Below are 21,726 nucleotides of genomic sequence, written 5' to 3' on the forward strand. Positions count from 1 at the left end.
ACTAGGTATCCAATAATAAACTTCCAATGAAAGGATCTTTTTATCCGTACGCGTCCCATATTCCTTGTTACCAGTATAATCGTCAATACTCCTAGAAGAAGGACTATGGGTACTAGTATAGTAAGAAGCATCAAGGGTTCCTCACCTCCAAGCGATTTGTGACGAAGAAGCTAATAGCAAACAGAACAGCAATGGCTCCTACTATCTTCAATGTGAATAATAGAATCGATGTTTCCCCATGGAAGAAATACAGCAATCCACTATTCTCATTGTCTGCTATACCAAATGTGCTCTGCGTAAATGCATACCACATCACTCCAAACAGCGCGACAAACAATTTGCTCCATTGGATGAGTGATCCGAGCGTATACCCAACTAGCATAAGCAATAGCGTATAAGCCGTCATAGCAAAAATACGTGAAAAGAAATCCAGTGGTGAAGATAGTAATCCCGACGTTTCAATAATCATATTATCTTGGAACATCGCTACAATCTTCATCACCGACCCAAGTAAAACGGTCGTTACACCGCCGAGTAACGCGGCAGTACAGAAGAAGTAGAAATTAGCTAGTTGAAACGTCAAACGATTGGTCACAAACGAAAAGGATTCATTTCGCTGTGCGGCAGACGTCAACAGGAAACCGACTATGAATGCCCAGAATAGTGTGAGTCCTACTTGACTGTCGTTCGTTATGGAAGTGAAGTCGAAGGAAATCGGCTCTCCCCAATCGTTCGTGTAAGTAGATGTAAATGCACCGCTGATGAACACAGTGGCTAAAATCTGCAATATAATCAGCATCGTGAAAATTGCGCCATTGGCATTCAGTTTGAATAAAAACTGTCGTGTGGCAAGTTCATTCATACTCCATTGTGTCGAATACATCATCTACACCTCCTCTCGTCTGACCTGTCATAGCAAGATACGCTTCACTCGCTGAAACGGCCGACACACGGATTCCAGCCTGCTTTAATTCAGTTAGTTCTGCTTTCGTATGTTCATTGTCAACTATCCATTCTGTCAACGGACCTGTTGAAGTTCGATGGATTACAGCGTATTGATTCGCATACTGCTTCAATACGTTTTCTTTACCTTGAAACTTGATGAACTTCTCTTGTAGTTCAGTTATGGAACTATGAAATGCAATGCCTTTTCCTTCGATCAATAAAATATCTTCAAGCAAGTCTTCCATCTCTTCCATATGATGACTTGATAACAGGATGGTTCTTGGGTGAGCCAAATAATCTTTTAATAATGCTCGGTAGAAATCACTGCGGGCTCCGGCATCCATTCCTGTAATCGGTTCATCAAACATCGTCAATGGACAACGTGCTGCGATCCCGACGATTGCATTGAATGTGCTACGTTTTCCTTTAGACAGTACGCGATGGTTCAATGTTAACGGCAGCCTAAAATATTTGAGTAGACGCTTAGCGAGTTCGCCGTCCCAGTTTTCATAGAAGCGATTAAACTCCAAAAGTAAGTCTTCTAGCGTCATCGCGTCGGGGAAGCCCATCATGTCGTCAACAAATATCATGTTTGCAGAAACGGAAAGGCTATTAAAGGGACGCTCGCCAAACACACGTAATTCCCCATCCGACTCTTTGATGAAGCCTGCAATCATCTTCATGAGTGTTGTCTTCCCTACACCGTTGCGCCCTATTAAGCCTGTAATGGTGTTTTCGCGAATCTCCAAATTCAATTGATCCAATATCGTAGTAGAACGATACCGTTTTGTTACGTTTTCTAGAGTAATGACCGGCATCACGATCTCTCCTTTCGCTCTGCTTGAATTAATTCGATCAGCTGTTCATCTTGCAAACCGAGTAACGCGGCTTCATTCAGCAGTTCCTGTACTAACCGCCGCAACGTTCCGTCTTTACGTTTCGTTAGCAGTTTATTGCGTGCATCTGCGGAGACAAATGTACCGAGTCCCCGTTTTTTATAAATAAGTTCCGCATCCAGCAAAATTGTCAACCCCTTCCCCGCAGTCGCAGGATTAATATTGAATAGCTCTGCCAACTGATACTGCGAGTACACTTTATCGTCCGCTTGTAACGTACCATCAATAATTTCTGTCTCTAACCATTCTGCAATTTGTATATAAATCGGCTTTTCTCCATCCATGTCGATCAAGAGCTTCACCACCTTTAGGTTACCCAGTACATTACTGTTGTAATGTACTATACTCGTTTTTATAGTAGTTTGCAAATGAATATAAAAAATGCAAGGCTCAAGACCTTGCATCCCAAAGTACAAAAATATTGGCAAACAGTACGATCAATGAATAAAAGCTTCATTTTCTGCACATGCTAGCTATTTATACTGTATGTAAGGAGAGGATGAAATGAATACAGTAAAAGATTTTCCTATTCAGCGAAATAGATTATTGAATGTAGCCTTTCTATTAGTTTGCTTATGTTTATTAGACGCCGTTTTCACCGATTGTGGTCTGCGACTCGGTTATATAGAGGAAGCCAATCTGCTAGTAGCGTTTATGTATGATCAAAGTATTGCTTTATTTTATATAGTGAAATTGGGCTTACCTTTACTTCTTTTATATATTTTGGCGATTCGTGCATCGGGTATAATTGTACGGATTTCGCTAACAACTGCATTGTTTCTTTATATTACAGTGCTATTCGTTCATATATTCTGGCTGATTTTGGCCGCAATCTAACAGGCGTATAAACACCCCTTCTATACCTATTATTTGTTGTATACTACTTGTATCAATACGCGGAAAGAAGGGGTTATGATTGAATAATGCACGAACATTGCACGCGCTATCAATCGGGATGCCACGGTCATTAAAAACAGGGGACGGAAAAGACTTTGTGAGCGCCATTTGTAAACAGGCTGCAGATGAAGCATTTCTCTCAGTGGACGGTTTCAATGGAGACGGGATTGCGGATACGAAGCATCATGGAGGACCTGACCGCGCAGTCTGTATGTATTCAGATGAACACTATGCGCTTTGGGAAAAACAGTTTTCTTGTACATTGTCTCCATCTACATTTGGAGAAAATCTCACAGTAGGCGGAATGCTTGAGGATGAAGTATGTATAGGGGATATCTATCAAGTGGGAAATGCGGTCATTCAAGTGACACAAGGTCGTGTTCCTTGTAACACAATCAGTCAGCGTACAGGTTTGCCTGGTCTGATGAAAGAGATGATTAAAACTGGACTTACAGGCTATTTATGTCGTGTCGTTAAAGAAGGAATCGTTCATTCAAATTCTATAATTACGTTATTGCAACGTGATCCAAACAACGTGTCCATTCTTTACGCTAACGAAGTATACTTTCAACGTCCGAAAGACCAGGACGGTTTAAAACGAATTTTAGCCGTCGATGCGCTAGCTGACGAGTGGAAAGATATGCTGATAAAACGTTTGGAAAAGTTACAGACTACTAAAAAAGAACGGACCACACGATAAATCGTTGGTTCGTTCTTTTTTCTATTATATAAGTTGTTTCACTAATTCACGATTTCGTTCTTTAAAGAGTTCATTATGAGAAGAGACCATGCCGTTCTGGTTCGCTTCAGGATCAATATACTTCTTGGCGCAGTTCACGGCATTGGCTGCATCTTGGAATGCTCCCGCGATTAAGTGCAACTTGCCATCATGGCTTAGCACATCACCAGCCGCATACATTCCTTCTATGGACGTAGCGCTCGTGCAAGTACCTGCAATCTGGTCGTGCTCTGTTAGCTCCACACCTAGCTGCTGATCGCCAATCAATGAGGTATCGCGCTCATAGCCGTGATTGATGATCACTTCATCCACTGCTATCGTTACGACTGTCCCATCGTCATTATGTTGCAGTTCAACTTTCTCGATCGCACTATGATCTTCAGACGCAATGAACCGAGTGATATTCGTATTGAAGTGGCAGACAACACCACTCTCCAAAAGTTGTCGCACTTGCGCTTCATGGCCATTTAAATTGTCTTTCCGATAAGTTAAATATACTTCTTTAGCTATCGGTTGTAATTCATTTGCCCAATCGATCGCTGCGTTACCGCCACCCGAAATGAGAACAGTTTTGTCTTTGAAACGTCCTAGAGACTTTACCGTATAGTTCAAATTCGATACTTCAAAGCGTTCCGCACCTTCCACTTCGATCTTCTGGGGATTTAATATACCTGTTCCTGTCGCTACTATTACTGTCTTACTGTAGTGAATCGTACCGGAAGAACCATGCAAAGCAAAGTAGTTTTCTTTTGTCTTTTCAATTTTAATAATTTTTTCATTGAGTACTACTTCAGGATCAAATGTTAATCCTTGGGCCACAAGACGCTCGATTACCTGTGCACCTGGCGCAGGAGTAATACCTCCGATGTCCCAAATCATTTTTTCTGGGTAGACATGGACTTTCCCACCGAGTTGCGGCTGGTATTCAATGATTTTCGTCTTCATTTCCCGCAATCCACTGTAAAAAGTAGCATATAATCCTGCAGGTCCACCGCCGATTACCGTTACATCCAGTAGCTGATCTCGTTTCATTCCATCTTCTCCCTTTAAAAAATAATTGACAACGTTGGCATTTCATTTTATAGTTTTCATTATACTGATACTGATAATCATTATCAATGATTATTTAGTAGGAAAGGTAGGAGCCCATAAAATGGTTCGCTTGTACACAGAAAATCTGCAAGTTTCATATGATGACCGCCTCATCGTCAAAGGGCTATCGGTAAGAATACCTGACCAGAAAGTAACTGCCATTATTGGAGCAAATGGATGTGGCAAGTCCACTTTCTTAAAAGCCGTTACTCGCTTAATTCCACATCAAGCTGGAGAGGTCGTGCTGGATGGCGGAAGTATCGTCAAACAAAAGACGAAACAACTTGCACAAAAGATGGCGATTCTTCCTCAAACACAAGAAGCCGCCAGCGGATTGACGGTTGGAGAATTGGTTTCCTACGGTAGATTTCCTTATCAAAATGCCATGGGACGTCTAACTCCGCGCGATATGGATGTCATCAACTGGGCGCTTGAAGTTACCAATACGACAGATTTTAAACATCGTCAAGTCGACGCATTATCTGGAGGTCAACGTCAGCGCGTTTGGATTGCAATGGCTCTTGCCCAAGAGACAGACATTATATTCCTCGATGAGCCCACTACCTATTTGGATATGGCACATCAGCTAGAAGTTCTTGAACTGTTACAAAAGCTTAATAGAGAACAGCAACGCACGATCGTCATGGTATTACATGACTTGAATCAGGCAGCACGCTTCGCCGATTTCATCATTGCGATGAAAGACGGAGAAATTATTCGTGCGGGCATGTGCGAAGATGTTATACGCCCCGATATCTTGCGGGAAGTATTTCGCATCGACGCGGAAATTGGAACGGATCCACGAACGGGTAAACCGTTATGCATCACATATGATCTACTAAAAGGAGACGAATAACAGTTGAAGAAAATTTTATTACCTGTCCTTTTGCTCATCGTACTTGCGTTGGCAGCTTGTGGCAATAAACAGGAAGAACCTGCGAAAGAAGATACACCTGCAAAAGAAGAAGGAACAAGCAGCACAATTACGTATGAATCTGAGGAAGGTCCAGTAGAGGTACCGGCCGATCCACAACGCGTTGTCGTATTGTCTAGTTTTGCTGGTACTGTGCATGAATTGGGTGTTAACTTAGTAGGAGCAGAATCTTGGTCAAAAGATAATCCTGCTTTTGATTCATTCCTGAAAGATGTTGAAGAAGTTTCGGATGAGAATGTCGAAAAAGTCATCGAACTAGATCCTGATTTAATCATTGGACTATCTACTATCAAGAACATTGATAAATTCAAAGAAATCGCGCCTACTGTTACGTATACATATGGCAAAGTAGACTACTTAACACAACAGATTGAAATCGGTAAATTACTGAACAAAGAAAAAGAAGCGACAGAATGGGTAGATGCATTTAAAGCACGTGCTAAGCAAGCTGGAGAAGATATTAAAGCGAAGATCGGAGAAGATACGACGGTTTCCGTTATCGAAGAGTTCGACAAACAAATTTACGTCTTCGGCGATAACTGGGGTAGAGGAACAGAAATTCTCTATCAGGAAATGAAGTTGGCTATGCCTGAAAAAGTAAAAGAGATGACTGAGAAAGACGGATATTATGCGCTATCTGCAGAAGTTTTGCCTGAATTTGCTGGAGATTATATCATCTTGAGTAAAAGCGACACAGGTGATAATTCATTCTTGGAAACAGAAACATACAAGAGTATTCCCGCTGTCAAAAACGATCAAGTCTATCAGGTAAACACAGCAGAATTCTCATTCAACGACGCCTATACACTTGATAATCAGCTCGATTTCTTTATCGAAAGCTTTTTAGGAACTAAGTAATTAAACAAGATGGGGCTCTTCTTCATTGAAGAACCCCTTTTTTCATGACAAGAAAGGAGCGGATAAAAAGGATGGAAAAACCGGTTAGAAAAGCTATTCCGTTTAGTCTCAAACTTTTTGCCAGTGCAATACTATTACTAATCAGTTTCTTATTTGCCATGAAGCTTGGTGCCGCTCACACTTCATGGCAAGACGTCTTGCTTTCATTCACGACAAGTCAAGAGAGTAACATTTTGATACTGAAAGAAATTCGTTTCCCACGTGAAGTTGGTGCCGTGTTTGTAGGTGCTGCTTTGGCCGTTTCTGGAGCTATCATGCAAGGCATGACACGAAACCCATTGGCCGATCCTGGATTGCTCGGGCTGACGGCTGGAGCGAATGCAGCACTTGCGATTGCACTTGCATTCATTCCAACGATTAATTACTTCGGCATCATGACGGCTTGCTTCATAGGGGCTGCTGTCGGTGCGCTGATCGTTTTCGGCATTGCATCCGCAAAGCGTGGGGGCTTTGCACCCATTCGCCTCGTATTAGCTGGAGCAGCGGTTTCTACATTTCTATTTGCCATTGCACAAGGTGTTGGCTTGTATTTTAAGATTTCAAAGGGCGTGGCAATGTGGACGGCTGGTGGATTGATCGGCACATCATGGGGGCAACTTCAGACGATTGCACCTGTTATTATGATTGGAATTCTCGTTGCACTCCTATTATCACGTCAATTGACATTGTTAAGCCTAAATGAAGAAGTAGCGATTGGGCTTGGACAAAACACGTTCAAAATAAAAGTCATGTTGTTTATCATTATTATTTTATTGGCTGGGGCTGCTGTGGCGTTGGCCGGCAACTTGGCGTTTGTCGGTTTGATGATTCCTCATATCGTGCGGGCTATTGTAGGAACAGATTATCGATTCATCCTCCCTGTTTCAGCAATTATCGGTGCTGCATTCATGTTGCTTGCCGATACGGTCGGACGCATGTTGCAAGCGCCGTTTGAAACGCCTGTCGCCGCGTTGATCGCAGTGATCGGATTACCGTTCTTCCTATTGATCGTACGCAAGGGAGGTCGTGCTTTCTCATGATTCTTCCATATGTCAAAAGAAAGCAGCGAATTCTAGTTGTCGTGTTCATTGCGTTAATTATCTCTTTAAGTATTCTTGCTATTGGTTTAGGCTATGCATCTATTGAGTGGAGTCGGTTACTTCCTACCCTTTTCGGCCAAGGCACGTTTAAAGAGGAGTTTGTGCTGTTTTCTATTCGCCTACCAAGGATAATCATCACATTACTCGCTGGTGCGGCTCTCGCTTTGTCAGGTGCTATTTTACAAGGCATTACACGGAATGACCTCGCGGATCCCGGTATTATCGGCATTAACTCCGGAGCTGGGGTCGCGATTGCGATCTTCTTCCTGTTTGTTCCGATCGAAGCCGGTGCATTTGCTTATTTGCTACCGTTAGTAGGATTTGCTGGAGCAATTATCACGTCTATTCTAATTTACCTTTTCGCGTATAGCCGAAAAACCGGTTTACAGCCTATGCGACTGGTGTTGGTTGGTATTGGATTCTCGATGGCACTCTCAGGCGTGATGGTCGTACTAACTTCTTCTGCAGATCAGGAAAAGGTAGATTTCATATCAAGATGGATAGCAGGAAACATTTGGGGAACTGATTGGCCTTATATATGGGCGCTTGCTCCTTGGTTACTACTCTTGATTCCTTTCGCTTTGTTTAAAGCACATCGACTCGATATGTTGGGATTGAATGAAGCGGTCGCTACAGGAATTGGCGTATCCATCGAACGCGAGCGTATTGTGTTATTACTCACTGCAGTAGCTCTTGCGGCCTCTGCGGTATCCGTAACAGGCGGCATAGCGTTCATCGGACTGATGGCACCCCATATTGCCAAATCACTGGTCGGACCGCGCCATCGCATAAATTTACCTATCGCAATTCTACTTGGTAGTTTTCTGCTATTGCTTGCTGATACGATCGGACGAAACATTCTGGATCCTAGCGGTATTCCCGCGGGTATCATCGTATCATTGATCGGCGCACCGTATTTTTGCTATTTATTGCTGAAGAAATGAAAAACGCCAGTATTCCCTTTATGGGAGTTCTGGCGTTTTCATTATATCCCTCGATCCTTTTTAACATAACGAATCAGTTCTTTTTCTCGTTCTGTATTCTTCTCTTCCGTAAATTCGGCACTCCACTCATAATATCCCTTGCCCGTTTTACTTCCAAGATCACCTGCATCCAATAATTCTTGCATACTAGACGCAGATTGTTTTGTGTTCGACAAATCCTTGTATAAATAATTCGATATATCCGTGTACACATCTAAGCCACCCATATCTGCAGATAGAAATGGTCCGGTGATAGGTAATCTTCTACCGATACTGTAAAGCACCGCTGCATCGATATCTTCTTTTGTCGCGATGCCTTCTTCTAAAATATGCTGTGCTTCACGTAACAAAGCGAACTGCAAACGATTCCCTACGAAACCGGGTGCTTCCTTTTTGACCTCAATGGGCTTTTTATTCATCTCGGTCATTAACATCATAGAACGTTCGACTGTCTCATCATTTGTTTTCGACCCGCGAACTACTTCAACTAATGGGATTAAATGTGCGGGGTGCCAAAAATGCGTGATCACCGTACGTTCAGGATGTTTGGTTTTAGAAGCGATATCAGTGGGACTGATTGCTGATGTATTACTTGCCAAAATAACTGTCAGATCGCAAAGCTCGTCCAATTGTTTAAAAATCTGCTGCTTCAACTCCAAACGTTCAGGTACTGCTTCGATAATGAACGTCGCATCTTTTATCGCTTCTTCCATTGTTGTGACTATAGTTACTCTGTCTCTTACTAACTGCACTTCTTCAATTGCCAATAAGTCATTATCTGTTAGCACTTGCAACTTGCTATCGATACTTGCAAGAGCATGCTCTAGTTCTTTAACAGCTATACCGTACATTGTCACATCGTATCCAGCCCATGCAGCACTTAGAGCAATGGAATGACCCATCGTTCCGGAGCCTATAATCGCTATTCTTTCCATAGTCTACCCCCTACTCATTACTTGAATGCAAAGGACGATACCTGCACTAAAGGGTATCGTCCACTTATATTATCTAGTCTTAAAATCAGATGAAATCGTAAAGGATGCTTCTGTCTTTTCTTTGACCTCGTCTATAGTAACACCAGCAAACGTTTCAACCAGTACCATACCATCATCCGTGAAATCAAATACAGCCAAGTCAGTGATAAGTCGATCTACAACGCCTAGACCTGTTAACGGTAACGAACACGTAGACTTAACCTTTGATTCACCGTGTTTATTGACATGATCCATGATGACTACCACGCGTTTAGCGCCAACAACTAAATCCATCGCGCCGCCCATTCCTTTCACAACTTTCCCCGGAATCATCCAGTTGGCCAAGTCTCCTTGTTCAGAAACTTCCATACCACCTAGAATCGCCAAGTCGATATGTCCGCCCCGGATCATCGCGAACGATTCCGCACTATCAAAGAAGGATGAACCGGGAACTGTCGTAATAGTTTCTTTTCCCGCATTGATTAAATCCGCATCTTCTTGCCCTTCTACCGGATAAGGTCCGATACCAAGCAACCCATTCTCAGACTGTAATAATACCGTCATGCCATCAGGTATTTCATTTGCTACTAGTGTGGGCATACCGATTCCAAGGTTCACGTTCATACCATCTTGAATTTCCTCTACCGCACGTTTTACGATCGTATTTCGTGTTTCCGTCATGTTCATCTCTCCTTTTTACGCTTTTCTCACTGTTAGGCGTTCAATGCGCTTTTCATAATCTGTCCCAAGAAGTACACGCTGAACATAAATACCCGGCGTATCAATTTCTTCCGGAGTAAGTTCGCCAGCTTCAACGATTTCCTCTACTTCTGCAATCGTAATTTTACCAGCAGTTGCAGCCAGTGGATTGAAGTTCATAGCCGTCTTGCGGTACACCAGATTTCCAAGTGTGTCAGCCTTCCACGCCTTAACAAGCGCAAAATCTCCAACGATACCTTGTTCAAGCAGATAGGTCTTACCGTTAAATTCTTTTGTTTCCTTGCCTTCCGCAATCGGTGTACCTACTCCCGTTGCCGTATAGAATCCTGGAATCCCCGCACCGCCTGCTCTGATTCTTTCTGCAAGCGTACCTTGAGGACTTAGTTCTACTTCTAGCTCTCCATTTAGGAACTGTTTTTCAAACATCTTATTTTCTCCAACATAGGAAGCAATCATCTTTTTAATCTGTTTATTTACTAGCAACTTACCAAGACCTGCATCATCTACTCCACAGTTATTACTAGCTACCGTTAAATTCTTTACACCACTATCACATAATGCTTCGATCGACTTTTCGGGAATACCACATAAGCCGAAGCCTCCCACAATCAGCGTAGCACCATCTTGAATATCTGAAATCGCTTCCATAAATGAATTCATCACTTTACTCATACTATAACCTCCTTCAGACTCTTAGTAATAGTGTACAGAGTTCTGACTTATATGTAAAATGAATATATTGAATGAATTTTATTCCCGATTGGAATAAAGAAAGGTCGGATGATCATGGAACTTAAAGACTTTCATGCTTTTATAGAAGTGGCTAACCACCTAAGTTTTACAAAAGCAGCTGAACACTCATATATATCCCAGCCTTCTTTAAGTAAATCGGTGAAAAAGATTGAAGAAAAATTGAATGTCGTACTGTTTAACCGCTCTACTCGTGGTCTTCGACTGACAGATGCGGGGAATATTGTATATGAACAAGGCCAGCAAATCGTTCAATTGATCAGCGAACTTCCTATCATGCTAGAAGGCCTGGCAGAAGGTGTTTCAGGGGATATCAAGATTGGTATGCCACCTTTGATTGGCACATTATTTTTCCCGCAAATTGCAAAAAACCTTTCAGAGAATTATCCTCATATTAAAATCGAGCTACATGAGCATGGGGCTCGTATTGTCGAAGAACTTGTTGAAAAAGGACAAATTGACGTGGGTATCGTCGTGCTGCCTACAAATACGGATCTCTTCAATGTACAGCCTTTTATATCTGATAAGTTTTTTCTTTTTGTACATAAAGACCATCCGTTTGCACAGCTTGATTCTATCGCACTATCCGATTTACAAGATGAATCTCTTATACTATTCTCCAAAAGCTTTGCATTGCACCGCAATATCATCAGTGCATGCAAAGATGCAGGTTTCAATCCGACCGTGTCTTACGAAAGTTCGCAATGGGATTTAATTATTGAATTAGTTGCAGCAAAACTTGGTATTACACTTCTTCCTCAATCGATCTCAACAAAAGTCACGAATGAAAACATCGTCATGATCCCTCTCCAGAAGCCTGATTTATTGTGGAAGCTTGGCATTGTTACAAAAAAGAATAGCTATCATTCATTCGCATTAAAGAAGTTTATGCAGATGTTTTGATCTGCTAAACGTATCTCTCTCTTATCTGATGATTCGTGAATGAACGCGAAAAACTCCAAACCAAATAACCGGCTGGAGTTTTTGTTTCACGTGGAACAAATTGGTCTGCTCAGAACATCTTCGTAGTCCAAGTTTCCCCGTTCCATATAGTAGATACGATACCTTCATAAAATTCCGGCTCATGTGAAATCAGCAAGATACTTCCTTTGTATTCTTTCAATGCACGTTTTAGTTCTTCTTTTGCATCGTAATCCAAGTGATTGGTCGGCTCATCCAAAACTAATAAATTCGTTTCACTATTTACTAGTTTGCAAAGACGCACCTTCGCACGTTCTCCCCCACTCAATACTTTCACTTTACTTTCAATATGCTTTGTCGTTAATCCAACACGCGCTAAAGCCGAACGCACTTCATATTGAGCAAGATGTGGAAACTCACTCCAAATCTCTTCTAGACAGGTGTTATCCGTATCGGCTTTCATTTCTTGTTCAAAGTATCCGATCGAGAGATGCTCGCCTTGCTCTACTTTACCTGATAGAGCTTTTATTTCCCCGAGAATACTTTTTAGCAATGTGGTTTTACCAATACCATTAGCCCCTGCCAAAGCAATCTTCTGTCCACGTTCCATGATAAGATTCAACGGTTTGGATAAAGGTTCATCATATCCAATGACCAAATCTTTCGTTTCAAATAAGTACTTTCCGGGGGTTCTTGCCGTTTTAAAATCAAAATGAGGTTTCGGCTTCTCTGAATCTAACTCAATAATATCCATCTTATCTAGCTTCTTCTGTCTTGATGTTGCCATCCGGCTAGTTGCAGCATTGGCTTTATTGCGTGCAACGAAATCTTTCAGATGAGAGATTTCCTTCTGTTGCTTTTTATAAGCCGCTTCGACTTGTTGCTGTCTCATTTCATGCACACGCAAAAACTCGTCGTAATCTCCTGGATAACGAGTGACTTGTTGATTTTCCATATGATAGATCAAGTTGATGACACTATTCAGGAACGGAATATCATGAGAGATCAAAATGAATGCGCCAGGATACTCTTGTAAGTACGTACGCAACCACTCAATATGCTCCACGTCCAAATAGTTCGTTGGCTCATCGAGCAATAGGATATCAGGTTTTTCAAGTAACAGTTTAGCCAGTAATACTTTCGTACGCTGACCCCCGCTCAAAGCGTTCACGTCAGTATCCAATCCAAACTCGTTCAATCCAAGTCCATTTGCCACTTCTTCTACCTTGGCGTCAATCATATAAAAACCACTTTGCTCCAATGAATCTTGAATTTGTCCAGTCTCTTCAAGCAAACCTTCCAGTTCATCTGGCTCTACTTCACCCATCTTCGCAAAAAGATCGTTCATTTCCGTCTCCATATCATATAAGTACTGAAACGCTGTGCGTAGTACATCACGTATGGACATCCCTTGCTTCAAAACGGCATGCTGATCTAAATAACCGATACGCACACGCTTGGACCATGTGACCGTTCCTGCATCAGGTTCCAGCTTATGCGTAATAATATTCATGAATGTAGATTTTCCTTCTCCATTTGCACCAACTAATCCTATATGTTCACCCGATAATAAACGAAATGAAACATCGTCAAAAATGGCACGATCACCAAAACCGTGACTAATATTTTTTACTGTTAATAAACTCATACTGTACACCTATTCCTTTTCAATTGTTTCAATAAAATCTGTATACGCTATTTTACCATTCTCAACGTGCAATTGCTTAAGAAATGAAAAAACAGTATATAAACGCAGCGAAACGATGCCTTACCACATCCCCCAACGTACAATCTAAACAAAAAAGGAACATGCAGTCAAACCCGCATGTCCCTCACTTTTATTTCATTTTATATAACTCTTCATTCATTGACTTGAACAACGCATACATCATCAATAAAATAACGAACGAGAACGGCAAGGCCGCTATAATAATCGTATTTTGCAATGCAAGAAGTCCACCTGCAGAAAGCAAAATCAATGCGATTGTCGAAACAATAATGCCCCAGATTACCTTCACAGAGTTTGGTGGCGTCAACGAACCATACGTCGACTGCATACCTAACACGTAAGTTGCTGAGTCAGCCGATGTGATAAAGAACGACGTAACTAAAAGAATTGCAAACAGTGATAAAACTAATGAAAATGGCATGGCATTAAACATTTCGAATGCGACAACTTCAATATCCAATGACGCCAAATCTGCTATTCCATTGTTCTGCATTTCAATTGCTGTTGTACCGAATGTAGAGAACCATAGGAAACCGAAGAATGAAGGAACAAGCAAAACGCCTGCCATAAATTCACGAATCGTACGTCCTTTAGAAACACGTGCAATGAACATACTGACAAATGGTGACCAAGAAATCCACCAAGCCCAGTAGAAGATTGTCCATCCATCTAACCATCCACGATTTTCTCCGTTAAGTGGAGCCGTACCCATACTCATATCGATGAGATGTGTAAAATAGCCACCTACAGTATCAGTGAACATATTCAGGATGAGTAACGTAGGTCCAAGAATTAGGATTAATCCCAAAAGTGCTACCGCCAAAATTAAGTTGATATTGGACAAATAGCGAATCCCTCTACTTAGTCCCGACCAAGCTGATCCGATAAATAGAACAGTTACGACGGTTACGATAATAATTTGTGACTGGATACCTATCGTGAAACCAAATAAGTAGTCCAAACCTGCGTTAATTTGAACGGCACCCAATCCGAGTGATGTTGCTACACCGAATGCTGTTGCAAATACTGCAAGTACATCAATAACAGTCCCTAAAGGACCTTTAACTTTTTCTCCAAAGATCGGCTTCAACGTTGCCGAAATTAGGCCCGGTTCACCTTTTCTAAACTGGAAGTATGCCAAAGCCAAAGCGACCATTCCATAGAGAGCCCAGATGTGTAGACCGTAGTGTAAAAATGTTTTCCGCATGGACTCTTTAAAAGCAGCTGGTGTTAGTGCGTCCTCAGTTGCAGGTACTGCATAGTGGGATAAAGGTTCTGCGGCACCATAAAACACTAGTCCGATTCCCATCCCAGCCGAGAACAGCATCGCGATCCATGTTATTGTAGAGAATTGCGGACGATCTGTATCTTTTCCCAAACGAATTTTACCGTATGGGCTGAATATCATAAATATACTAAGTAACAATAGCGCTGTCATGATCAACATGTAGTACCAACCAAAAGTAGATGCTACAAAAGCTTTACCAGCTGACGTAATTTCCTCAAAATGGACTGGATTTATTACTCCATAGCCAACCGCTATTACGATTAACACAATAGTAATGTAAAATACTTTTGAAATTTTCTTCATAGTTCCCCCTTAATAGATGAATTGCACAAGCAGGTTTACACTATACTGTAAAAACAGATGAAAATCAAACACATATGCACTATTTATTTGATGAAATCAGTATACAGCATAAGCAAAACCTTACAGTATCACGTTTTTTATACACTTATGCAATTTCAACTTTTTTATACACACTTTTAAAAAGACTTTACTTAGGAAAACTAATAGATGGTTTCGTGTGCACCAACGGAACCCATGGTGCATCTTCGTGGAATATTTCTTATGCTTTCTTACACAACTCTATTTTTCATTTTCATTGAATGTAACTTGTCTATGAATATGCGTCTAGGTAGAGTTAACCTACTAACATACTCATTGCAATTACTAAGCGTTTCATAACCCTTCCTCCTTTAGTTAATAAGCTTAGTATTACTTTACTATTCTCGAGTAAGCGTTTTGAAAAGTCAATTTATTTATGAAGATTTACTATTATTTTTTTGTGATTTCCTAGTCGGTATGTTTTACTTTTAAGATATACAACTTTATGGAAGAGAGGCAAATCAAATGACTAACCCAATAACCTACATTGAACAGCATAAGAATCAACTCCTACAAACCTATAAAGAACTACACGCCATCGCTGAGCCCAGCTGGCAAGAACAGCAGACATCCCGATATTTACAAGATAAGCTTTCGTCTGCAGGATTGACTGTTACTACGTATACAGGGCATCATGGATTTATTGCGGAGATCGCTGGTAAAGAGGAAGGTGTTATTGCGTTGCGCGCTGATATGGATGCATTAGTACAGGAAGTCCATGGTGAAGTGATAGCCAACCATTCTTGCGGACACGACGCACATAGTACGATGACGCTATATACGGCACTCGCTTTAAAGAAAGTTGAAGAGAATTTGCATCATACCATCCGCTTCATTTTCCAGCCAGCAGAAGAGTTAGCAGAAGGCGCGTTGCAAATGATGAAAGAAGGCGTGCTCGATGATGTATTATTTCTAGGCGGCTTGCACGTGCGTCCTCACACGGAAGTTCCTTTCGGTAAATCAGCACCCGTAATCTTGCATGGCTCATCAGCGACCATTGTAGGAATGATTACGGGCACACCAGCGCATGCGGCGAGACCTGAAGAAGGCAATAATCCAATTGAAGCAGCGAGTTCTCTCATCCAGTCACTGCGTCAAATCAGATTACTTGGAAATAAAAAGTTTTCCATCAAAATGACAGAGTTACATGGCGGCGAGACGAGCAACTCTATACCAGCCAGTGCGCGATTTACGCTCGATGTTCGCGCCGAAACGAATGACACGATGGATGCTTTACTGGCAAAAGCTCGCTACATCATCCAACACACTGCTGCGTTGACAGAGACAGAGATTACATATGAAGAAGAAGGCTATTCCCCTGCTGCTACAGAAAATGCAACGGCTGTACGACTAGCCCAGCAAGCAATTGGTTCTGTACTGGGTGAAGAAAATGTAGAGGGTCCTTGTATTTCTCAAGGGGCAGAAGATTTTCACTTCTACACGTGGAAAACACCTGATATTCCTGCCACGATGATTGGACTTGGTTGTGATTTGAAACCAGGCTTACATCATCCGCAGATGTCGTTCAATACAGACGCCTTAATTTATGGCGCACAAATATTAACCCAACTATTGCTGAATGCGGATCAAGAGTTATGAAAACTATCGTCTATCAAGAACATGACAATTTACTACTTGGCATGACGATGAAGGTTTGTAGTGAACCCGAATGCAACAACACCGCCTTGCACGCATGTATTTCCAAGAAAAACGTACTGCATAATCGTCAAGAGTTGGCCCGCAATTTGCAGTGTGAAGTGGAAGACTTCGTATTTGCCAATCAAACACATAGCGCAAACTTTCATAAAGTGACAACTCAAGATCGAGGGAAAGGTGCGTTGCGGCAAGATACGGCAATAGCTGACACCGATGCTCTGTATACCTTTGAACCCGACATTGTACTTTGCAGCTTAACGGCAGATTGCGTGCCTGTCTTATTTTACAGTGACGATAGCACATTGATCGGAGCCATTCATTCGGGGTGGCAAGGCACTGTGAAAGAAATTACTTTGAAGTTATTCCGCCACTTACAGCAACACGAGAACTGCGATATGAGTCATATTCATGTCCAAATTGGTGCAGCACTTAGTCAGGAGAAATTCGAAGTGGATGAGGATGTCTATAAAAAATTCCACGAGCTTCGCTATGCTGACGAGTGGATTTCTTATAATCAGGATACTAAGAAATATCAGATCGATAATCAACTGACCGTGAAAAAGCAGTGCGAGCTTGCAGGGATACCCGATGCTCAAATTATGATCAATCGTACTTGTACGTATCTGAGTCCACACGGCTTTTCTTATCGACAAGACAAGCAGGCAGGCCGTCATGTCAGTTTTATCAAACGAACAACCTAAAAATGCAGTGAGGAGCCTATCCCCACTGCATTTTTATTTCAACTCTAATTTAATATCGCCTTCGAGATAATTCGGATAAGCGAATAATTCTAGCTTCAATGGATTTACATAATCGGTCCGATCAAAGTTCAAATCCCAATGCGTTGCTTCTCCATCACCATATTTACCTGTTGAAGGGGTTTCCACCTCTTTCCCGTTTGCATCAACTGCAGATCCAATAAAGAAAAATGGAAACTCCTCCTCGCCCGTATTGTCCATGATGAATTCAGCGTGATGTTTATTGGATTCTAACAACCGAATCTTTTGATCTTCTGGCTGATTGATCCATTCACTCGTTTCCGTGTTCACTTCAGCAAAGGCATCCTCGGCTCGTAATGCCTGCACTTTATTGATGCGCAAATATAGTTTCTCTGGTTTTGAGAAGTAATTACTTTGTAGGAAATACGTATACTTACCGTCTTCCCCTCCAGATGCGATCGTACCGTTTCGAATTGCTCCCCATACGTCACCTTTTTCATCTTCCAATCGCATATCCTCGAATTGTAATATTTTCATCGTATTATCTGGATCAATAGAAACTTTTACACCTACTCGTAATGGGGATATCGTAATGTCTTCAATCCAAAACTTTTGACCTTTGATTTCCACTTCTTTATCTATTGAATAGACTTCACTTGGCTTAACTTGCTTAGGCACAGTAAACGGTACAGTAAACACCGTCACTTCGCCTTTCAATTTGATAGCTACTTCCAAATCAAATGACTGATTGTGTGAAGTATACTGTTCACCAAACTGATAATCTATACGATCTTTGTACGTATAATTCTCTCCCTCATCCATCATATTTCCATAAGAAAAGCTGCCTTCGGGAATTCCTTCCGCTTGTAAATTGATATAGTCGACTCGTAAGCCTTTCAATGAATGATCGGATGCAATTGTATAGAAAATATTAACTCCCGACTCATCTAAAATGACGCCATCTACTGTAAGTGTTTTGTCGTCAATCGTTTGAGTCGCTCCGATTTCTTGATAATAGTCGTTCTGAATCGCTGCATCGAGCCCTTTATCTATCGCAATCAATTCCACAAACTTTTCCAGACCTGGAATGGAGGCTACTGCATTGGCGAAGACAGGAGATACGCGAATAGACGTAATGAATGTCAGAAGCAACAATGCCACAACCGCTACACTTCCGAATATTCTTTTTCGTTTCTTTCTACTCTCTCGCTTTTCTTGCCGCGCCCTTTCCATGCCTTGACGGATCGCTTGATCAGCTTCAGATAAAGGTAGTTGCTGTTGATCCAAACGATCTTTCAGTCGCTTCAACCGCTCTTCTTCTGTCTCATACATGATCACTACCCCCTTTATCTTCAAAGTATGACCTCAGCGTGCGCATCGTCTTATGAAGCCTTGACTTCACTGTGCCCTCTGGAATATTTTCCGATTGTGCAATATCTTTAATTTTCACTTCCTGAAAATATTTTAAATAAATTAATCGTTGCTCTTCATTAGATAAAGTAGCTAACGCTTCCCTCATTTCAAGATACGAAATATCCTCTGCAGATACTGTCTCTAATCCACTGGCGTCTACAGTGAATCGTTTACGTAGTTTTAACTGATCTTGGCAGTAATTCATCATAATCCGAATGAGCCACGTCTTGAGATAATTCGAATCTTTCACTGTCGCAATTTTTTTATATGCGCGATACGTTACTTCCTGTAGTGCTTCAATCGCGTCATTTTCATTTCGCAGAAAAGCCAAGGCTGTCCGCAGAAGCGGTTCCTTATATAGTTGCATCACAGCCAGAAATGCGTCATCATCGCCGGCTATTGCTCTTCTATGCAACTCTTTTTCATTAACCTCCATTGGACTATCACCTCTTCTTCTAGCTTCTTATACATTAGACTCTACAACAGCTAAAAAGTTCACGGCACTTTTTATTTATTTTTCTGCATAAAAAAGGTGCCTGCTCTTACTAGGCACCTCACTTTATTTATTCTGCTAATTCCACTAATTCGGTATAGACGACAAGACGATCATCATGCGTTTTAGCTTTGCGATCCCACGATCCTGTACACGTGATTAAATTCAATCCACTGCCATACGTGAAGCCAAAGATCGCATCAACTGGTGCATCAGTACGTGGATACGCAATCTTTTTCACTACTTCGAAACGCATTGTCTTCCCGTCTTCACCATGTATCAAGACGTCGTCGCCGATTTCCATCTTATCCAATTCATAAAATACGGCTGGGCCCGTCTTTGAATCTACATGTCCTGCAATAACTGCACTCCCCCTGCCACCAGGTTTTGTACCCGGTGAAAACCAGCCTGCCTGATTGGGGTCTTGCGGGACTCCCATCTGGCCATTATCAAGACGCCCTACTTCTTCAACTGTAGCCTTCACGTCGAGCGAAGGAATTTCAATTACTTTCGGCTCGATACCAACCCGTTTATCTTCTAATGAAAATTCCTCCGGCGTACGTAAGGGAACAATCGGCATATCTTCCACCTCAGCTACTTCTATAGGGGAAGAAGCCTTCACAACTTTCTCTTGCGGTTTTGCCTCGGGCTGTGTACAACCAGCCAACAGCATTGCCACAATGAGTACTTGTATATATAGTTTCATCATCTACACGGCTCCTTCCTAAAAAAGTAGTGTATTCTTTTATTGCTGTTCTGCTGTTTTTCTACGAATCAAGACAAGAGATGTGCCTGCGATGAAGATCATACTTAATGTGACCCACAGTACTGTATAATCCGTTTCTTGACTCATACCGCCCATTCCTGTTTTCGGCATGTCGGCAGGCATTGCAGAAGCAAACTGATCTGGGAACTGATCAACAATCGCACCAGATAATGCGGTTCCTACACCAAACATATGACTGTATGCTTCGTGAATATTGTCATATGTTGCTTCGTAGTCCTCATCTACATAGCTATCGAAAGCCATTAGTAATTGATCGACGTGCATCTTCAAACCTTCTTCAAGATCTGCTGCTTTCAAGCGACCTTCCGTTGCCGTATCCAAAAATGCAGCTTGTGTTACACGGTAGGCATCCAAATCTGCCATGGCCTTGTCTTGTCCTGCTTTATCTTCTTTCGCTGTTGCTTGTACATAATCCACAAAGTAGCCAATATGACTGCTCCAGATTTCATTGAACTGTTTTGCTCCTTCAGCTCCGTACACCGATTCCACGGATTTCGTTAGATCTTCTGTATTGCTGTTTAAAATAGCTGCAGCTGCGTCAAAGTCTTTCGCACCGTCGATTCCCTTTTGCATAGCAAGTATCGCCAAAGCTGCATGTGTAGAAAATTCATTGTTTAGTGATTCGCGTAAATCTGCAGCTTTCGTGTCTACGGATAGATTGTCGAATTTCTCAGGGAATTGGTCAGTGATCGCCCATGATAGACCTTTTCCTGTTCCGAACATGTGATGCATAGATTCCTTTAGACTTTCATATGCCTTATCGTAATCTTCTGCTCCATAGTTATCGAATGCCCAGATCAACTGATCGACGTGCATTTTCAAGCCTTCTTCTAGATCTGACGCCTTTAGACGATTTTCGGTAGCGACAGCCAAGAAGTCTGCCTGAGTGACACGGTATCCGTCTAGATCTTTAAGTGCTTTCTTTCTACCTTCTTCATCTTTCTCAGCTGTTGCCGTAACATAGTTGACGAAATAGCCGATATGGCTGCTCCAGATTTCTTTGAATTGCTCACCTGCTTTGTCGCCGTAAACAGAACCTACTGCTTTCGACAATTCATCCGTATTTTCTCCAAGCTGCCCCGCGGCTGCTTCAAAGTCGGCGGCACCATCCAATCCTTTTTGCATCGTAATAACCGCCAAGTAAGCATGCTCTGAAAGAATGCTGTCGAGTGTTGCTCGTAAATCTACTGCTTTGTTCGATACAGCTTCAGAAGCTTTTCCTCCATGTTCGTGTTCAGCTGCGCTTGTCAGAATCGCTCCTGTTGGAAATAGTAGTGACACACTCAATGGAATAGCTGCCCAAGATTTTTTGAATTTCATAATCAATCGCTCCCTTTTTCGTTTTTGTTATACAGCTAACGCAACGAATATACAAACGGATCACTTTTCCTTAAAAGTTTTTAAAAAAACTA

The 21,726-nt window shown here is 41.8% G+C and carries 22 protein-coding genes; 9 read left to right on the forward strand and 13 right to left on the reverse strand.

Translation table 11 applies throughout. The features are described from left to right. Nucleotides 1-130 precede the first annotated feature (130 nt). The 3 genes from Q7P97_RS09175 to Q7P97_RS09185 are packed head-to-tail and all read right to left on the reverse strand — an operon-like array spanning nucleotide 131 to nucleotide 2,125. On the reverse strand, nucleotides 131-883 hold the full coding sequence (locus Q7P97_RS09175) for a hypothetical protein (RefSeq protein WP_303968901.1): 753 nt from the start codon (nucleotides 881-883) through the stop codon (nucleotides 131-133). Continuing rightward, entirely contained in the window at nucleotides 855-1,763 is a 909-nt protein-coding gene (locus Q7P97_RS09180) for an ATP-binding cassette domain-containing protein (RefSeq protein WP_303968902.1), read from the reverse strand. Before Q7P97_RS09180 ends, Q7P97_RS09175 begins: the two co-directional genes overlap by 29 nt. Then, the gene (locus Q7P97_RS09185; RefSeq protein ID WP_198166270.1) at nucleotides 1,763-2,125 is read right to left on the reverse strand and encodes a GntR family transcriptional regulator; all 363 of its coding nucleotides are present in this window, start codon (nucleotides 2,123-2,125) and stop codon (nucleotides 1,763-1,765) included. The genes Q7P97_RS09180 and Q7P97_RS09185 overlap by 1 nt, the downstream gene beginning before the upstream one ends. 220 nt (nucleotides 2,126-2,345) lie before the next feature. On the opposite strand from Q7P97_RS09185, the gene Q7P97_RS09190 reads away from it, so the two are divergent. Both Q7P97_RS09190 and Q7P97_RS09195 read left to right on the forward strand, forming a co-directional pair. Further along, a complete protein-coding gene (locus Q7P97_RS09190) occupies nucleotides 2,346-2,678 on the forward strand; it encodes a DUF5658 family protein (protein WP_303968903.1) in 333 nt (110 codons plus the stop codon). Between the two features lie 118 nt (nucleotides 2,679-2,796). Beyond that, nucleotides 2,797-3,438 (forward strand): MOSC domain-containing protein, encoded by a 642-nt coding sequence (locus Q7P97_RS09195; RefSeq protein ID WP_303968990.1) that lies wholly within the window; start codon nucleotides 2,797-2,799, stop codon nucleotides 3,436-3,438. A gap of 24 nt (nucleotides 3,439-3,462) precedes the next feature. Here Q7P97_RS09195 and Q7P97_RS09200 read toward each other — a convergent pair whose 3' ends face one another. After that, entirely contained in the window at nucleotides 3,463-4,509 is a 1,047-nt protein-coding gene (locus tag Q7P97_RS09200; protein WP_303968904.1) for an NAD(P)/FAD-dependent oxidoreductase, read from the reverse strand. Nucleotides 4,510-4,630: 121 nt separating this feature from the next. Between Q7P97_RS09200 and Q7P97_RS09205 the strand changes: the two genes are divergently transcribed. From Q7P97_RS09205 to Q7P97_RS09220, 4 genes are all read left to right on the forward strand, one after another. Beyond that, a complete protein-coding gene (locus Q7P97_RS09205; protein ID WP_303968905.1) occupies nucleotides 4,631-5,425 on the forward strand; it encodes an ABC transporter ATP-binding protein in 795 nt (264 codons plus the stop codon). 3 nt (nucleotides 5,426-5,428) lie between these two features. Beyond that, nucleotides 5,429-6,361 (forward strand): iron-hydroxamate ABC transporter substrate-binding protein, encoded by a 933-nt coding sequence (locus tag Q7P97_RS09210; RefSeq protein WP_303968906.1) that lies wholly within the window; start codon nucleotides 5,429-5,431, stop codon nucleotides 6,359-6,361. 71 nt (nucleotides 6,362-6,432) lie between these two features. Then, nucleotides 6,433-7,440, forward strand: a complete 1,008-nt coding sequence (locus Q7P97_RS09215) for a FecCD family ABC transporter permease (RefSeq protein ID WP_303968907.1) — start codon at nucleotides 6,433-6,435, stop codon at nucleotides 7,438-7,440. Further along, nucleotides 7,437-8,444 (forward strand): FecCD family ABC transporter permease, encoded by a 1,008-nt coding sequence (locus Q7P97_RS09220; RefSeq protein ID WP_303968908.1) that lies wholly within the window; start codon nucleotides 7,437-7,439, stop codon nucleotides 8,442-8,444. Before Q7P97_RS09215 ends, Q7P97_RS09220 begins: the two co-directional genes overlap by 4 nt. A gap of 41 nt (nucleotides 8,445-8,485) precedes the next feature. Here the strand turns inward: Q7P97_RS09220 and Q7P97_RS09225 are convergent, their stop codons facing one another. The 3 genes from Q7P97_RS09225 to Q7P97_RS09235 all read right to left on the reverse strand — a co-directional run bounded on the left by Q7P97_RS09225 (nucleotide 8,486) and on the right by Q7P97_RS09235 (nucleotide 10,849). Continuing rightward, nucleotides 8,486-9,418 carry a 3-hydroxyacyl-CoA dehydrogenase family protein gene (locus Q7P97_RS09225; protein ID WP_303968909.1) on the reverse strand — a complete coding sequence of 311 codons (933 nt, stop codon included), beginning with the start codon at nucleotides 9,416-9,418 and terminating at the stop codon, nucleotides 8,486-8,488. Between the two features lie 69 nt (nucleotides 9,419-9,487). After that, a complete protein-coding gene (locus Q7P97_RS09230; RefSeq protein WP_099693300.1) occupies nucleotides 9,488-10,138 on the reverse strand; it encodes a 3-oxoacid CoA-transferase subunit B in 651 nt (216 codons plus the stop codon). Between the two features lie 15 nt (nucleotides 10,139-10,153). Then, on the reverse strand, nucleotides 10,154-10,849 hold the full coding sequence (locus Q7P97_RS09235; RefSeq protein ID WP_303968910.1) for a CoA transferase subunit A: 696 nt from the start codon (nucleotides 10,847-10,849) through the stop codon (nucleotides 10,154-10,156). 114 nt (nucleotides 10,850-10,963) lie between these two features. Here Q7P97_RS09235 and Q7P97_RS09240 point away from each other — a divergent pair, with 114 nt between their 5' ends. Then, the gene (locus Q7P97_RS09240; RefSeq protein WP_303968911.1) at nucleotides 10,964-11,830 is read left to right on the forward strand and encodes a LysR family transcriptional regulator; all 867 of its coding nucleotides are present in this window, start codon (nucleotides 10,964-10,966) and stop codon (nucleotides 11,828-11,830) included. A gap of 109 nt (nucleotides 11,831-11,939) precedes the next feature. Here the strand turns inward: Q7P97_RS09240 and Q7P97_RS09245 are convergent, their stop codons facing one another. Both Q7P97_RS09245 and Q7P97_RS09250 read right to left on the reverse strand, forming a co-directional pair. Then, nucleotides 11,940-13,496, reverse strand: coding sequence for an ABC-F family ATP-binding cassette domain-containing protein (locus tag Q7P97_RS09245; RefSeq protein WP_303968912.1), 1,557 nt, complete (start codon nucleotides 13,494-13,496; stop codon nucleotides 11,940-11,942). 190 nt (nucleotides 13,497-13,686) lie between these two features. Continuing rightward, a complete protein-coding gene (locus Q7P97_RS09250; RefSeq protein ID WP_099624901.1) occupies nucleotides 13,687-15,168 on the reverse strand; it encodes a BCCT family transporter in 1,482 nt (493 codons plus the stop codon). A 543-nt stretch (nucleotides 15,169-15,711) separates the two neighbouring features. Here Q7P97_RS09250 and Q7P97_RS09255 point away from each other — a divergent pair. Together Q7P97_RS09255 and pgeF are read left to right on the forward strand one after the other, a co-directional pair. Further along, nucleotides 15,712-16,845, forward strand: a complete 1,134-nt coding sequence (locus Q7P97_RS09255) for an amidohydrolase (RefSeq protein WP_303968913.1) — start codon at nucleotides 15,712-15,714, stop codon at nucleotides 16,843-16,845. Further along, nucleotides 16,842-17,603 carry a peptidoglycan editing factor PgeF gene (gene pgeF / locus Q7P97_RS09260; protein ID WP_303968914.1) on the forward strand — a complete coding sequence of 254 codons (762 nt, stop codon included), beginning with the start codon at nucleotides 16,842-16,844 and terminating at the stop codon, nucleotides 17,601-17,603. Before Q7P97_RS09255 ends, pgeF begins: the two co-directional genes overlap by 4 nt. A gap of 33 nt (nucleotides 17,604-17,636) precedes the next feature. Here the strand turns inward: pgeF and Q7P97_RS09265 are convergent, their stop codons facing one another. From Q7P97_RS09265 to Q7P97_RS09280, 4 genes are all read right to left on the reverse strand, one after another. Continuing rightward, nucleotides 17,637-18,953, reverse strand: coding sequence for a DUF4179 domain-containing protein (locus tag Q7P97_RS09265; RefSeq protein WP_303968915.1), 1,317 nt, complete (start codon nucleotides 18,951-18,953; stop codon nucleotides 17,637-17,639). Then, the gene (locus tag Q7P97_RS09270; RefSeq protein ID WP_303968916.1) at nucleotides 18,946-19,470 is read right to left on the reverse strand and encodes an RNA polymerase sigma factor; all 525 of its coding nucleotides are present in this window, start codon (nucleotides 19,468-19,470) and stop codon (nucleotides 18,946-18,948) included. Before Q7P97_RS09270 ends, Q7P97_RS09265 begins: the two co-directional genes overlap by 8 nt. A 127-nt stretch (nucleotides 19,471-19,597) precedes the next feature. Next, nucleotides 19,598-20,236, reverse strand: coding sequence for a class F sortase (locus Q7P97_RS09275; RefSeq protein ID WP_303968917.1), 639 nt, complete (start codon nucleotides 20,234-20,236; stop codon nucleotides 19,598-19,600). Nucleotides 20,237-20,272: 36 nt separating this feature from the next. After that, nucleotides 20,273-21,634 carry a copper amine oxidase gene (locus tag Q7P97_RS09280; RefSeq protein ID WP_303968918.1) on the reverse strand — a complete coding sequence of 454 codons (1,362 nt, stop codon included), beginning with the start codon at nucleotides 21,632-21,634 and terminating at the stop codon, nucleotides 20,273-20,275. Nucleotides 21,635-21,726 lie beyond the last annotated feature (92 nt).

This window comes from Sporosarcina ureae (genome assembly GCF_029267015.1).
GTDB classification, from domain to species: domain Bacteria; phylum Bacillota; class Bacilli; order Bacillales_A; family Planococcaceae; genus Sporosarcina; species Sporosarcina ureae_D.

What these genes read in the sequence shown, in the direction of transcription:
- Q7P97_RS09175 (WP_303968901.1), bottom strand. Translation starts at nt 883, where the DNA reads ATGTATTCGACACAATGGAGTATGAATGAACTTGCCACACGACAGTTT.
- Q7P97_RS09180 (WP_303968902.1), bottom strand. Translation starts at nt 1,763, where the DNA reads ATGCCGGTCATTACTCTAGAAAACGTAACAAAACGGTATCGTTCTACT.
- Q7P97_RS09185 (WP_198166270.1), bottom strand. Translation starts at nt 2,125, where the DNA reads ATGGATGGAGAAAAGCCGATTTATATACAAATTGCAGAATGGTTAGAG.
- Q7P97_RS09190 (WP_303968903.1), top strand. Translation starts at nt 2,346, where the DNA reads ATGAATACAGTAAAAGATTTTCCTATTCAGCGAAATAGATTATTGAAT.
- Q7P97_RS09195 (WP_303968990.1), top strand. Translation starts at nt 2,797, where the DNA reads ATGCCACGGTCATTAAAAACAGGGGACGGAAAAGACTTTGTGAGCGCC.
- Q7P97_RS09200 (WP_303968904.1), bottom strand. Translation starts at nt 4,509, where the DNA reads ATGAAACGAGATCAGCTACTGGATGTAACGGTAATCGGCGGTGGACCT.
- Q7P97_RS09205 (WP_303968905.1), top strand. Translation starts at nt 4,631, where the DNA reads ATGGTTCGCTTGTACACAGAAAATCTGCAAGTTTCATATGATGACCGC.
- Q7P97_RS09215 (WP_303968907.1), top strand. Translation starts at nt 6,433, where the DNA reads ATGGAAAAACCGGTTAGAAAAGCTATTCCGTTTAGTCTCAAACTTTTT.
- Q7P97_RS09220 (WP_303968908.1), top strand. Translation starts at nt 7,437, where the DNA reads ATGATTCTTCCATATGTCAAAAGAAAGCAGCGAATTCTAGTTGTCGTG.
- Q7P97_RS09225 (WP_303968909.1), bottom strand. Translation starts at nt 9,418, where the DNA reads ATGGAAAGAATAGCGATTATAGGCTCCGGAACGATGGGTCATTCCATT.
- Q7P97_RS09230 (WP_099693300.1), bottom strand. Translation starts at nt 10,138, where the DNA reads ATGACGGAAACACGAAATACGATCGTAAAACGTGCGGTAGAGGAAATT.
- Q7P97_RS09235 (WP_303968910.1), bottom strand. Translation starts at nt 10,849, where the DNA reads ATGAGTAAAGTGATGAATTCATTTATGGAAGCGATTTCAGATATTCAA.
- Q7P97_RS09240 (WP_303968911.1), top strand. Translation starts at nt 10,964, where the DNA reads ATGGAACTTAAAGACTTTCATGCTTTTATAGAAGTGGCTAACCACCTA.
- Q7P97_RS09245 (WP_303968912.1), bottom strand. Translation starts at nt 13,496, where the DNA reads ATGAGTTTATTAACAGTAAAAAATATTAGTCACGGTTTTGGTGATCGT.
- Q7P97_RS09250 (WP_099624901.1), bottom strand. Translation starts at nt 15,168, where the DNA reads ATGAAGAAAATTTCAAAAGTATTTTACATTACTATTGTGTTAATCGTA.
- Q7P97_RS09255 (WP_303968913.1), top strand. Translation starts at nt 15,712, where the DNA reads ATGACTAACCCAATAACCTACATTGAACAGCATAAGAATCAACTCCTA.
- pgeF (WP_303968914.1), top strand. Translation starts at nt 16,842, where the DNA reads ATGAAAACTATCGTCTATCAAGAACATGACAATTTACTACTTGGCATG.
- Q7P97_RS09265 (WP_303968915.1), bottom strand. Translation starts at nt 18,953, where the DNA reads ATGTATGAGACAGAAGAAGAGCGGTTGAAGCGACTGAAAGATCGTTTG.
- Q7P97_RS09270 (WP_303968916.1), bottom strand. Translation starts at nt 19,470, where the DNA reads ATGGAGGTTAATGAAAAAGAGTTGCATAGAAGAGCAATAGCCGGCGAT.
- Q7P97_RS09275 (WP_303968917.1), bottom strand. Translation starts at nt 20,236, where the DNA reads ATGATGAAACTATATATACAAGTACTCATTGTGGCAATGCTGTTGGCT.
- Q7P97_RS09280 (WP_303968918.1), bottom strand. Translation starts at nt 21,634, where the DNA reads ATGAAATTCAAAAAATCTTGGGCAGCTATTCCATTGAGTGTGTCACTA.